Source organism: Acidisoma silvae (assembly GCF_020618775.1).
Classification (GTDB): Bacteria; Pseudomonadota; Alphaproteobacteria; order Acetobacterales; family Acetobacteraceae; genus Acidisoma; species Acidisoma silvae.
Window position 1 is genome coordinate 866,733 of the sequence record NZ_JAESVB010000001.1, and the last position, 12,486, is coordinate 879,218.

The window sequence follows — 12,486 nt, forward strand, 5'->3', positions numbered from 1 at the left end:
GCCGGTTCCGTGCGACTGTAACAGAAGGATGTCGTGTATTGACCGAAGACAGCCACGCCCCCCAACCCGTCATCGAGCGGATGCGGCATGAGATTAAGCGCCGTGACCTGACCGTGTCCGCCATCACCCGGATAACGCCGCAGATGATCCGCGTGACGCTGACGGGCGAAAGCCTTGCAGATTTCTTCAGCGGCGCGCCGGACGATCACATCAAGGTCTTCCTACCGCAGGCAGAGGGTGAGCCCGCGCGGCGTGACTATACACCGCGCCATTACAGCCAGTCCGGACGCTCCCTGGTACTGGATTTCGTCGATCATGACGGTGGCCCGGCCTCCGATTGGGCGCGGGCGGCAAAGGTCGGCGATAGCCTGACGGTCGCCGGTCCGCGCGGCTCTGCCGCCATCGGTGGCGATATTCGTGGCTGGGTGCTGGTCGGTGACGAGACGGCGCTGCCCGCCATCGGCCGCCGGATTGAGGAGCTGACGCCGGGCATGCCCGTCACCAGCATCGTGGCGGTCACGGATACGGCGGAGGAGCAGCCGTTCGAGACCGCCGCAACGCTCGACGCGCGCTGGGTCTATCGGCCGCATGAGGCGGCGGCCGATGCCACGCCGCTATTGGAGGCCGTGAAGCGGCTCGACCTGCCGCCGCAGACTTTCGTCTGGGTCGCGGCCGAGGCCGGCGTCGCGCGGGCCATCCGGACTTATCTGCTGGAAGAACGCGGCCTGCCCAAAGCCTGGCTGAAGGCCAGCGGCTATTGGCTGAAGGGTGAGGCCGATGCGGCGATCAAGAATTTCGAGGAGGCCGGCTGACGCAGCAGGGTGAAGGTGTCAGAGGCGTAAGACTGTTCAAAGTCAGACACATTTCGTCACTGGCATTGTCACGGATTGCGGCGAAACTCCCCCGGCAAAGACGGGGGCTGGCTGATGCGCAGACTGGGTTTGATCGCCGTTTCGCTGCTGGGTCTTCTATGCGCCATGCCGAAGCCCGGCTGGGCGGATCAGAAATCCGACGATATCCAGACTTTGCTGCGCCTGACGCATCGTGATTTTGATGAGGTCACGATGCGCAATGCACGCGATGCCAGCATCCTGATGCAACGTTTCAAAGACAGGCACCCTGAACTGACCGCGACACAGATCAAGCAGATGAACGCGGTGACGCAGGATTTTTCCAAACGCTTCGTCACGTCGATCGAGAGCGAAACCAGTTCCTTTTACTATGAGCATTTGAGCGACGCGCATATCCGGGCGACCATCGCGTTTTTGCAGTCTCCGGACGGGCAAGCCTATATGCAGGCGACGCGAGACCTTCGCCGCGCGCTGATCGACAGCCTGCGGCAGCGGATGCCCGATCTGCTGCAAGGGCTGATCCAGCAATATGCCAATATCCTCAAAATTCATCCGGGCATGCCCTCGCTTGCTGCGCCACAAATAAAAACCTGACCGGCTGCTGCCTGGGATTTTGCAGGGGTCTGGCTGGCCGAGATTGGGTCCGCCAGACGATTGCCAGAATTATTTGACATCTGTTTTGAATGTTTGTTAGCGTTCCGCGACGCTGGTAGCGAAACGGAAACTGTGTCTGAAATGGCTGCCGTTTGATAATCGTGACTGTCGCGTGCGAATAAATAAGTAAAAAACGCATAGAATAAATAAAACGGCTTTGCAGAAAAACGGCGACCTGATCGCCGAAAAACAAAAAGGGAAGACCGGTGCGCAAAGAGATCATCACGCTCAATCGACGTGGTCTGTTGAAGGGGGCGAGTGCGCTTGGCGCGACGGCGGCGCTGTCCATGCCCCATATCGCCCGCGCGCAGGACAATCCGCTGCGCGGTAAATCGATCCATATGTCGATCCTCGGCATCGCCGGCTGGGTGCCGAGCCGCCTGGGCGTCGATCTGGCGCCGGACTTCGCCAAAATGGCGAAGGACAAATACGGCTATGACGTGACCTTTTCCTATGCCGAAGCGCCGTTCAGCCAGCTTTTTCAGAAGGCGGCCACCTCGCTCGCCACGCGCAGCCAGGAATACAATATCATCATTTCCGACAGCCAATGGCTGGGCGCGCTGGCGCAGCCGAAATGGATTCTGCCGCTTGATCCGGTGATCAAGAAGAATCCGGCGCTCGATGTCGAATGGTATGCGCCGGTCGTGGAGGCCGCCTATCAGATCTATCCCGATGGCACTAAGAAGCGCTGGGGCTTTCCGCAGGAAGGCGACACGATGGGCCTCTATATCCGCAAGGATCTTTTGGAAGCGCCGGGTGAGGCGGCGGCCTTCCAACAGAAATACGGCCGCAAGCTGCCCATGACCTGGGAAGATTTCGAGCAGCTCTCCTTCGATGATTTCGTCAAGCTCATCGCCTTCTTCAACCGGCCGGAAAAAGGCTATAACGGGTTCGGCGGTCAGTATTCGCGTGAATATGACTTTATCAGTTGTCCCTCGATGTCGGTCATGCGCAGCACCGGCGGCGATGTCTGGGATCCTTCGACCGGACAGATCGAGGGCATTTTCAATAGCAGCAGCAACGCGAAGGCCCTGAAGTCCTGGGTCGATCTTTTGAAATACCAGCCGCCGAGCGCCATCAATTACGGTATCGGCGAATTGATCGACGCTTTCGCGCAAGGGAAGGTGTTTTCGGCGATGCAGTGGTGCGCCGTCGGCCCCGCCATGATCCCGGACGCCCTGAAAGACAAGGTCATGGTCGTGCCGCCGCCGGGCTTCCCCGATAAAAGCGGCAAGCTTGTCCGCAACTACATCATTGGCGGCCAGCCTTGGGTGATCAACGCCTTCAACGACCCTGACCATATGCAGGTCGCGATCGACTTCATGGAATGGTGGTACCAGCCGGAAACCTCGCTGAGCTATGCGCAGCACGGCGGCAACCCTTGTGACAAGGCAACGCTGTCGCGGCCGGATTTCGATGCGATGCACCCCTGGTATCGCACCTATAAATACATGCTGAACTACAGCAGCGACTTCTGGCATGACCCGGCCTATGCCGAAATGCTGTCCACGCAGCAGGAGGCGATGACGGCCTACGCCACGGGGCAAATCAAAGACCCGCAGCACGCGCTGGATTATGCCGCCTGCCGTCAGCAGAAAATCCTGTTCGATGAAGGGGTCGCGACGAAGCAGCCGAGCGGCGCCTGCACCGGCATGCGGCTCTGATTAGGCGGGAACCGGCATGCGCTTAGCGTCCAAGGCATCGTCGCCGCCACGGCGGCGGCAGAGTTTTACGGAGTTTCTGGGGCGGCGGGAGGTGATGCCCTTCCTGCTGCTCGTGCCGGTTCTCATCTTTTTCATCATCTGGAATACGATCCCCACGCTCTGGCTGCTGGGGTTGAGTTTCTATCGATTTTCCCTGACCAGCGGCCGCCCGCCGATTTTCGCCGGCTTCTATAATTTTGACTCGATCCTAAATGATTCTGCGGTCTGGCTGGGCCTGAGCCGAACCTTTCTGTTCGTCATCCTGGCCGTCGGCATCGAGACTGTTCTGGGCCTGCTGCTGGGACTGCTGTTCTGGGGCAGCCAGAAGCTGCCGGGACGGCGCGTGGCGCTGACATTGCTGTTCACGCCCATGGTGCTGACGCCTGTGGCCTCCGGCACCTTCTGGCGGCTGATCTATGACCCGACCTTCGGCATTCTGGGCAGCATCTTTCGTGGCCTTGGCCTGCCCAGTCTTAATTTCCTGGGGGACGCGCATCTCGCCTTCGGGGCCGTGCTGCTGGTCGATATCTGGATGTGGACGCCCTTCATGGTGCTGATGACGCTGGCCGCACTCGCCAGCGTGCCGAAGGCCGAGTTGGAGGCAGCCGAGATTGACCAGCTGTCCTGGTGGCAGCGGCTGCGTCTGGTCATTCTCTACCACGGCAAATTCATCCTCATGCTGGGCATTCTGCTGCGCACGATCGACGCCTTCAAAACCATGGACCTGATCTACGACATGACCTTCGGCGGTCCCGGCTCCACCACGGAAGTGATCGCCATCACGCTCTATCGCCGCGCCTTCGAGGATTTCACCATGGGCTGGTCTTCCGCTCTGGCAGTGATCCTGCTGCTGATTTCAATTGCCTTCACGGCCACCTTCATTTTCGTGCTGCATTCGCGGGACCGGAAACAGGCCAGTCTCGCGGAGGAAGGCGCATGACCACCTGGCGGAGGCATCTGTATCACCTGCTGCTTTGGCTGATCGCGCTTGTCTTTTTTGCGCCCGTCGCCTGGATCATTCTGTCCAGCTTCAAGACGGCCAATCAGATTCTGGCCGTGCCGCCGGTCTGGATTTTTCGCCCGACGCTCGCGAATTACGTGCGCGTGCTGTCCGACCCCGGCATGGTCCATAGCTTCATCAACAGCATCGTCCTGTCCGTAACCTCCGTGCTGATTGCGGTGGCCGTTGCCTTCCTCGCGGCCTTCTCCTTCTCGCGCTTCAAGCCGCCGGGCACGAATTTCCTCATGTTCCTGCTGCTGTCCATCCGCATGCTGCCGGGTTCGGCCGCCATCCTGCCCGTCTATCTCATGTATGTCGGCTTCGGCTGGAAGGACAGTTACTGGGCGCTGATCCTGTTCTACGCCATGTTCTCCATCCCTTTTTCCGTCTGGATATTGAAGGGCTTCATCGATGGCGTCTCGCCGCGTTTCGACGAGACGGGCCGGGTGAACGGCGCCAGCTGGCTCAGCATCATCGCCAAACTGATCTTCCCGCAGGTTCTGCCGGGCGTCATCGCGGCGCTGATCTTCAACTTCATCTTCGTCTGGAACGAATTTCTGTTCGATTACATCATCGGCGGCCCGCATACGACGAATGTGCCGACGGCGCTGTCGACCGGGCTTTATTCCGGCGGCGGCGTCGACTGGACCTTCGTGTCCTGCGTCACCACGCTCTATATTCTGCCGCCCATCGTCATCGTCTATGTCTTTCAGCGCTATCTGCTGGTGGGCATGACCTTCGGCACCGTGCGCGGAGAGGTGTGATGGCGCGGCGTCCGATTGTGCCGAGGATCGAAGCGGCATTGCTATGCCTGCTGGGTCTGGGCTTCCTGATGGTGCTCCAGACCTGGTTTTTCCCGGTCTATCATTTCGGCCTTCTGCTCGTCATCGGCGTGACGCTGCTGAATATCGCGGTCGGCAATTTGCCGCGCGGCGCGGGGCCATTGCGGGCGCTGCTGATGACGCTTCTGCTGCTGGCCATTGTCGCCGCTGTCGTCGTCATCGGCATCCTGCTCGTGCCCACGCTCGCCCAACTCGGTCAAGGTGAATGAGCGCTATTCTGTTCGAGGCCGTCGCGAAAAGCTATCGCGCCCGTCCTGCCATCCGCGATCTGACTTTGGAGATTGCGGATCAAAGCCTGACCGTTTTCTGCGGGCCGCCGGCTGCGGGCAAATCCGTTTTGTTCCGCCTGCTCGTGGGTCTGGAGCAGCCCGATCGTGGCCGTATCCTGATCGACGGACGGGATATCGCGGCGGATAGCGCCGCCGACCGCCGCATCGGTTATGTGCCGCAATCCTTCGCGCTCTTTCCGCATATGAGCGTCTACGCCAATATTGCCTATCCCTTGCGGCAGCAGGGCGTGGCGGCGGCGGAGATTGACCGCCGGGTCGGGCAGGCGGCCGAGATTCTGCGCATCAAGCCCTTGCTGCAAAAGAAGCCCAGCCAGCTTTCAGGCGGTGAGAAGCAGCGCGCGGCGATTGCTCGTGGCACGTTGAAGGACGCGCGCATTTTCATTCTGGATGACCCGCTGGTCGGGCTCGATTTCAAGCTGCGTGAGAGTCTGATGGAGGATCTGAAGGACATGCGCGCGACGCTCGGCGCGACCTTCCTCTATGCGACCTCGGATTCCCTGGAAGCGCTGACCATGGCGGAGCAGCTTGTGGTGATGGATCAAGGCGGCGTGGTCGAGGCGGGACCGGTGGAGCGTCTCTATCATCAGCCCGCCATGCTGCGTTCGGCTGCGCTGATCGGTTTTCCGCGCTGCAATCTGATCCAGGGCGAGGTGACACGTGGGGTCTGCCAGACGCCGCTTGGCGGTTTTGCAACCGGCGCGCCCGATGGGGACGTGACGGCGGCGATCCGGCCGGAGCATATTGTCTATGCGCCGCAGGACGTGCGCGCCCTGCCGGGCCGCGTGACGCTGATGGAAAACCTCGGCGCGGAATGCGTGGTCTATGCCGAATACGAGGGTGTCGCTGTCGTCAGCGTGCCGGAATCGGACCGCGTGGCAAACCTGGATGTTGGCAGCGCTTATCCTTTCCTGGTCGATCAGGCGGGTATCGCCATTTTCGACCGGCAAAGCGGCCACCGCATCGGGGAAGCCCAGCATGGTTGACATTACCCTGGACGGGCTGACGCGCAGCTTCGGCGGCATGACCGCCGTCAATAATATCAGCGAAACCTTTCCGGAAGGCAGCGTCACCTGCCTGCTTGGTCCCTCCGGCTGCGGCAAGACGACGCTCATGCGCATGATCGCCGGGCTGGAAACGCCGTCGCGCGGGCGCATTCTGTTCGGCGGGCGGGATGTGACGGCGCTGACCCCACGGCAGCGCAATGTCGCGATGGTGTTTCAATATCCCGTCATGTACCGCACGCTGACGGTGGAGGAGAATATCGCCCTGCCGCTGGGGCGGGATCGCGGACTATCGGCCGCCGACAGGCAGCGCCGGGTTGAAGAAGTGCTGGACGTTCTGCAACTGCGCAAGCTCCGGCGCGGCCGGATGGCGGAGCTCGATATCGGCACGCGCCAGCGCGTCGCGGTCGGCCGCTCCATAGCGCGGCGTTGCGACGTCATCCTGTTCGACGAACCGACGACCAATGTGGAAGTTCATGCGAAGCTGGAACTGATCCGCGCCTTCAAGCAGTTCCGGCAGCAATTGCGGCAGACGATCATCTATGTGACGCATGACCAGACGGAAGCGATGACGCTCGCGGATCAGATCGCGCTGATGCAGGCGGGTGTCATTTCGCAATGCGCGCCGCCGCGCGCGCTGTACGAAAAGCCGGACAGCGAATTCGGCGGCTGGTTTCTGGGCAATCCCGGCATGAACTTCATCAGCGGTCGCGTGGTCGGGACCGGAATGCAATTCGATATTCTGCCCGAGCCCATCAGCATGCCCGATGCGGGCGCGGATATCCGGCTCGGCATCCGTCCGGAACGCATTCGGGTCGCGCTGCCCGGGACGCCGGGCACGCTGCCGGCGCGGATCGAACGCCGCTTCATCACCATCGGCGGGCAATATCTTCTCACCTTGCGGATCGGGGCGACCGTGCTGCGGGCCAGGGTCGACGGCGCGCTCGGCCGCATCCTGGGCAATGAGGCGGGAATTGACTGCCCGATGCAGCATCTCGCCTTTTTCCGCAACGGAACGGTGATGGCGCGTCCCCCGTCGCCTTAACGGCTCTGCCCCGTCCGCGTTCCAGCCCCGCCGCCAAAACCCTGGCTTTGTGGAACGGGCGCGGGCTAGGCTTCCTGTCAAGGCGCGAAAAGCGCTGCCAAGAAACGGGATAGGGAATGCCATGTCTGATCAGGACAAGACGGCCACACGCCTCAGTTCTCTGGCGGAAGCGGCGCTCGAACTCCATGCCAGCGGCCGGCCGGGCAAGCTGGAAACCCGGATTTCCAAATCACTGACGACGGCGCGCGACCTCAGCCTCGCCTATTCGCCCGGTGTCGCCGCGCCCTGCCTGGAAATCGAAAAAGACCCAGAACTTGCCTATAGCTATACCACGCGCGGCAATATGGTGGCCGTCATCTCCAACGGCACCGCTGTCCTGGGGCTGGGCAATATCGGCGCGCTGGCCTCCAAGCCGGTGATGGAAGGCAAGGTCGCGCTGTTCAAGCGCTTTGCCGATGTCGACGGCATCGACCTTGAAGTCTTCACCGAGGATGTCGAGGAATTCATCAATTGCGTGCGGCTTCTGGGTCCGTCCTTCGGCGGCATCAACCTGGAAGATATCAAGGCGCCGGAATGCTTTGTCATCGAAACGCGCCTGCGCGAGTTGATGGATATTCCCGTTTTCCATGACGATCAGCATGGCACCGCCATCGTGGCCGCCGCTGCGCTCATCAACGCCTGTTACCTCACGAAGCGTGATCTGGCGGATGTGAAGCTGGTCGTGAACGGGGCAGGGGCCGCCGGCATCGCCTGTATCGACCTGCTTCTGACGCTTGGCATGCGGCGGGAGAATATCCTGGCCTGCGACACCAAGGGCGTCATCCATCGTGGCCGCACCGACCTCAATCAATGGAAATCCGCCCATGCGGTGGAGACCGGCTTGCGCACGCTGCAAGAGGCGGTCAAAGGCGCTGATGTCTTTCTTGGCTTGTCCGCCAAAGGCGCGCTGACGCAGGACATGGTGCGCGGCATGGCGCCGCGCCCGATCATCCTTGCACTCGCCAATCCCGACCCCGAGATCACGCCCGAGGAAGCCCGCGCCGCCTCGCCGGACGCCATCATCGCCACGGGCCGTTCGGATTATCCCAATCAGGTCAATAATGTTCTGGGATTTCCCTATATCTTCCGGGGCGCGCTGGATGTTCGGGCGCGCACCATCAATGAGGCGATGAAGGCCGCCGCCGCCCAGGCTCTGGCCGAACTCGCGCGGGAGGATGTGCCGGATGAGGTGCACCGCGCCGCCGCCCGCCAGCTTCGCTTCGGCCCCGACTACATCATTCCCAATGCCTTCGATCCGCGCCTGATCACGCGCATTCCGCTGGCCGTCGCGGAAGCGGCGGTCGAAAGCGGCGTCGCGCGGCGAAAACTGCCGGAGGTGAAGCTCTATCGTCGCGCCCTGGCGGCCCGTCTCGATACGGCCGTGAATATCCTCGACCTCATCACCGAAGGCGTGCGCGACCAGCCCCGTCGCATCGTCTTCGCCGAAGGCGAGAATGAAACGATGGTCCGCGCCGCCGCGCAATATCACAAGGAAGGCTTCGGCACGCCGATCCTGATCGGCAATGAGGATCGCGTGCGCGCGGCCTTCGCGCGGCTGGAACTGCCGCTGCACGGCGGTATCGAAATCCGCAACGCGCGACTGGCGGCGCTCGACGATCACAAGAAGAACGAGCGCTATTCGGAATTTCTGTATGGACGCTTGCAGCGGCGCGGCTATCTGCTGCGCGACGTGCAGCGCCTCGTCAATCAGGATCGCAACGTCTTCGCCGCTTGCGCCGTCGCCATGGGCGACGCCGACGGCATGGTGACGGGCCTCACCCGCGCGCCGGCTCAGGCTCTGGAAGCAATTCGGTTGGCCATAGACCCCAAACCCGGCCGCATTCCCTTCGGCCTCTCCATGGTCGTCTCGTCCCACCAGACGCTGCTGGTGGCCGATACGCTGATCAATATGAAACCCTCCTCGGCGGAACTGGCGATGATCGCGCGGGCTTCGGCGCATCGCATGCGGGCGCTGGGGCAAAGCCCGCGTGTTGCCTTCTGCGCCTCCTCCACCTTCGGCCAGCCGCAGGCAGGGGCGGGCAGCCGGGTGGCGGATGCCGTGCGCATTCTGGAAGCGGAAGGCGCTGACTTCGAGTTCGACGGGGAAATGACGCCGGAAGTCGCCCTCGATGCGCGGCTGCGGGCCGGCTATCCTTTCACGCGCCTGACCGACAATGCCAATGTCCTGGTCATGCCGGGGCTGGACGCTGCCCAGATTGCGACTCAGATGGTGGCGCGTCTGGGGGAGGCGCGGGTCATCGGCCCGGTTCTCACGGGCCTCGCCCATGCCGTGCAGGTGGTGCCGATGGATGCGAAGGTCTCGGACCTCGTCATCTTCGCCTGTCTCGCGGCGGCCTCCGCCGCCGGGTAGCAGGTTGGCGCGGCGGCGCAAGCACTGACGTGAGATAGTTAGATAGCTATCATACCGTCCCGGCCGCTTGCGCGGGAGGTGGAACAGGCGCGACACTTTCCGTAATTACGGAGAGATCCATTATGACGAAACAGCTTCACCTGGGCGCCTTCATGCGCCCGGTCGGCATTCACACGGGCTGGTGGCGCTATCCCAGCGCCTATGCGGACGCCAATTTCAACCTCAAGCATCTGGTCGAGTTCATCCAGACGCTGGAGCGCGGACGCTTCGACGCCTTCTTCATGGCCGACCATCTGGCCGTGCTGAATATGTCGATCGATGCGCTGAAACGTAGCGGAACGGTCACATCCTTCGAACCGCTGACCTTGCTCTCGGCGCTGGCCATGGTGACGGAGCGGATCGGGCTGATCGCCACGGCGTCGACCACCTTTGACGAGCCTTTCCATATCGCACGGCGCTTCGCCTCCATCGACCATATCAGCAATGGCCGCGCGGGCTGGAATATCGTCACCACCTCCAACCCCGATGCCGCGCTCAATTTCGGGCGCGACGACATGATGGAGCATGACGCGCGTTATGACCGTGCGCGGGAATTCTATGATGTCGTCACCGGACTTTGGGACAGCTGGGCGGATGACGCCTGGATCAGGGACAAGGAGAGCGGCATCTTCTTCGATACCGACAAGATGCATGTGCTGGGCCATAAGGGCGAGCATCTGTCGGTGCGCGGCCCGCTGAATATCGCACGTCCCGTGCAGGGCTGGCCGGTGATCGTGCAGGCCGGGGCCTCGGAAGCCGGGCGGCAATTGGCGGCGGAGACGGCCGAGGTCATTTTCGGCTCCGCCCGTACCATCGAGGACGGCAAGCGCTTCTACGCGGACGTGAAAGGCCGCATGAAGGCCATCGGCCGTGACCCGGACGGGCTGAAGATCCTGCCCGGCGTGCTGGTCGTCGCCGGCCGCACGACGGAGGAAGCCCGCGCCAAGCTGGCGCTGCTCGACAGCCTGGTCCATCCGGAAAGCAGCCTGCCCAATCTGTCCATGCGCCTCGGCGTCGATGCCTCCAAATTCGATCTCGATGCGCCCTTGCCCGAGATTCCCGAAACCAATGCGAGCCAGAGCGGGCGGGCGACGCTGGTGGAGATGGCGCGGCGCGACAATCTGACCGTGCGGCAACTGGCGCAATTCGTCGGCGGTTTCGGCGGCTTGCAGATGGTCGGCACACCGGTTGAAATCGCCGATCAGATGCAGGCCTGGCTGGAGCAGGAGGCCAGCGACGGCTTCAATATCATGTTCCATTCGGTGCCCGAGGGGCTGAACGATTTCGTCGATACGGTGGTGCCGGAATTGCAGCGCCGGGGCATTTTCCGCCGCGACTACGAAGGCACCACCCTGCGGGACCATCTGGGGCTGAAACGGCCGGAGAACCGGTTTTTCGCCGAACAGGCCCAAGCGGCCGAATAGGCAGCGCCGATCTGACGGCGGTCTGCCGGCGGTTATGCCGGCCTGCCGCCGCGAGGCTTGACTGCAAGTCGCAGGCCTGACTTATCGGCTGAGTTCGTTAAGTTGCAGTTCTAGCCTTGGGTCGGAGATAGCATCCCTATGCGCCCGCATGATGAGCGCCGTCTTGCCACGTTGAAGACCTATGAACCGGCCGAAATCGGCCGCGATCATGGGCTAGATGCGCTGTGCAATCTTGTTCGCATGACGTTTGACGTGCCTATGGCGGCCGTCACGCTGGTGGATGACCGGTTCACCCACCATGTCGGCCTGTCCGGCATGGAGCTGGACAGGCTGCCGAACGAACAAACTTTCTGTTCACGAACAATTGAGCAGACTATGCCGATGATGATTCCGGATGCGACCCAGGACACCCGCTTCGCGGAAAACCCCTTCGTCGTGAATGATCCCGGGGTGCGCTACTATGTCGGTGCGCCCTTGATCGCGCCGGACGGGTCGACGCTGGGGGCCATCTGCGGCATCGACACGCGGCCGCGCGTGCATTCCGAGGATGCCGTTCTCAAACTGGCCTCGCTTGCCAGTACCGCGGTCGAGATTTTGGAATTGCGGCGGCGCATGAGCGAAGTGCGCACCATGGCGCTGACCGACCCCCTGACCGGCATTGCCAATCGCGCCGGAATCGAGATGGAGATCGAAAAGGCCATCGCCCTGCTGGAACGGCATGGCGTGCCCTTCGGCATCGTCTATTTCGACGTCGATCACTTCAAAAGCGTGAATGACAGCTACGGCCACGAGGCCGGCGACAAGCTGCTGCGCTTGATCGGTCAATCTCTCTCCGGCCGCACAAGGCGGGAGGAATCGAGCGGGCGCCTGGGTGGCGACGAATTCCTGGTCGTTCTTCTGGGTGCAAGTCTGAATGAGGCCCGCACGGCCGCCGAGCGGATCAAGGAAGTGCTGGACCGCGCTGTCAAGAATGACAGTTTCCGCGTGAGCTTTTCCATGGGCGTCACGACCTTCACAAAGGCGCCGTCCACCGTCGCGGCCGCATTGAGCGCGGCCGACAGCCTGCTTTATGTCGCGAAACGCGCGGGCAAGAACCAGATCGTCGCGAACGAGGGCGGCTGATCGTTTTTTGCGCCTGTCGCACGCGCGGGCGTATCTTCCGCCGCCCGCGATTGTCTGGCAGGGCTGGGGGATGGATCTAACCCAGCGGCCCGGCACCGCCGCGAC

General features: G+C 62.3%; 11 protein-coding genes. All 11 read left to right on the top strand.

What is annotated here, in order from left to right:
* Positions 1-80 precede the first annotated feature (80 nt).
* The gene (locus tag ASILVAE211_RS04120; protein WP_227320132.1) at positions 81-812 is read left to right on the top strand and encodes a siderophore-interacting protein; all 732 of its coding nucleotides are present in this window, start codon (positions 81-83) and stop codon (positions 810-812) included.
* A gap of 114 nt (positions 813-926) precedes the next feature.
* A complete protein-coding gene (locus tag ASILVAE211_RS04125) occupies positions 927-1,445 on the top strand; it encodes a DUF2059 domain-containing protein (RefSeq protein ID WP_227319998.1) in 519 nt (172 codons plus the stop codon).
* Between the two features lie 266 nt (positions 1,446-1,711).
* Positions 1,712-3,169 carry a substrate-binding domain-containing protein gene (locus ASILVAE211_RS04130; RefSeq protein ID WP_227319999.1) on the top strand — a complete coding sequence of 486 codons (1,458 nt, stop codon included), beginning with the start codon at positions 1,712-1,714 and terminating at the stop codon, positions 3,167-3,169.
* 16 nt (positions 3,170-3,185) lie between these two features.
* Positions 3,186-4,148 (top strand): carbohydrate ABC transporter permease, encoded by a 963-nt coding sequence (locus ASILVAE211_RS04135; protein ID WP_227320000.1) that lies wholly within the window; start codon positions 3,186-3,188, stop codon positions 4,146-4,148.
* Positions 4,145-4,972: a carbohydrate ABC transporter permease gene (locus tag ASILVAE211_RS04140; protein ID WP_227320001.1), complete on the top strand. Its 828-nt coding sequence runs from the start codon at positions 4,145-4,147 to the stop codon at positions 4,970-4,972. Before ASILVAE211_RS04135 ends, ASILVAE211_RS04140 begins: the two co-directional genes overlap by 4 nt.
* Positions 4,972-5,259 carry a hypothetical protein gene (locus ASILVAE211_RS04145; RefSeq protein ID WP_227320002.1) on the top strand — a complete coding sequence of 96 codons (288 nt, stop codon included), beginning with the start codon at positions 4,972-4,974 and terminating at the stop codon, positions 5,257-5,259. Before ASILVAE211_RS04140 ends, ASILVAE211_RS04145 begins: the two co-directional genes overlap by 1 nt.
* On the top strand, positions 5,256-6,323 hold the full coding sequence (locus ASILVAE211_RS04150; protein WP_227320003.1) for an ABC transporter ATP-binding protein: 1,068 nt from the start codon (positions 5,256-5,258) through the stop codon (positions 6,321-6,323). The genes ASILVAE211_RS04145 and ASILVAE211_RS04150 overlap by 4 nt, the downstream gene beginning before the upstream one ends.
* Entirely contained in the window at positions 6,316-7,386 is a 1,071-nt protein-coding gene (locus ASILVAE211_RS04155; protein ID WP_227320004.1) for an ABC transporter ATP-binding protein, read from the top strand. Before ASILVAE211_RS04150 ends, ASILVAE211_RS04155 begins: the two co-directional genes overlap by 8 nt.
* Positions 7,387-7,507: 121 nt before the next feature.
* Positions 7,508-9,796 (top strand): NADP-dependent malic enzyme, encoded by a 2,289-nt coding sequence (locus tag ASILVAE211_RS04160; protein ID WP_227320005.1) that lies wholly within the window; start codon positions 7,508-7,510, stop codon positions 9,794-9,796.
* 122 nt (positions 9,797-9,918) lie between these two features.
* Positions 9,919-11,259 (top strand): LLM class flavin-dependent oxidoreductase, encoded by a 1,341-nt coding sequence (locus ASILVAE211_RS04165; RefSeq protein ID WP_227320006.1) that lies wholly within the window; start codon positions 9,919-9,921, stop codon positions 11,257-11,259.
* Positions 11,260-11,397: 138 nt separating this feature from the next.
* Positions 11,398-12,381 (top strand): sensor domain-containing diguanylate cyclase, encoded by a 984-nt coding sequence (locus ASILVAE211_RS04170; protein ID WP_227320007.1) that lies wholly within the window; start codon positions 11,398-11,400, stop codon positions 12,379-12,381.
* Positions 12,382-12,486 lie beyond the last annotated feature (105 nt).

Coding starts and splice junctions, on each gene's coding strand:
- ASILVAE211_RS04120 (WP_227320132.1), top strand. CDS start 81: ATGCGGCATGAGATTAAGCGCCGTGACCTGACCGTGTCCGCCATCACC.
- ASILVAE211_RS04125 (WP_227319998.1), top strand. CDS start 927: ATGCGCAGACTGGGTTTGATCGCCGTTTCGCTGCTGGGTCTTCTATGC.
- ASILVAE211_RS04135 (WP_227320000.1), top strand. CDS start 3,186: ATGCGCTTAGCGTCCAAGGCATCGTCGCCGCCACGGCGGCGGCAGAGT.
- ASILVAE211_RS04140 (WP_227320001.1), top strand. CDS start 4,145: ATGACCACCTGGCGGAGGCATCTGTATCACCTGCTGCTTTGGCTGATC.
- ASILVAE211_RS04145 (WP_227320002.1), top strand. CDS start 4,972: ATGGCGCGGCGTCCGATTGTGCCGAGGATCGAAGCGGCATTGCTATGC.
- ASILVAE211_RS04150 (WP_227320003.1), top strand. CDS start 5,256: ATGAGCGCTATTCTGTTCGAGGCCGTCGCGAAAAGCTATCGCGCCCGT.
- ASILVAE211_RS04155 (WP_227320004.1), top strand. CDS start 6,316: ATGGTTGACATTACCCTGGACGGGCTGACGCGCAGCTTCGGCGGCATG.
- ASILVAE211_RS04160 (WP_227320005.1), top strand. CDS start 7,508: ATGTCTGATCAGGACAAGACGGCCACACGCCTCAGTTCTCTGGCGGAA.
- ASILVAE211_RS04165 (WP_227320006.1), top strand. CDS start 9,919: ATGACGAAACAGCTTCACCTGGGCGCCTTCATGCGCCCGGTCGGCATT.
- ASILVAE211_RS04170 (WP_227320007.1), top strand. CDS start 11,398: ATGCGCCCGCATGATGAGCGCCGTCTTGCCACGTTGAAGACCTATGAA.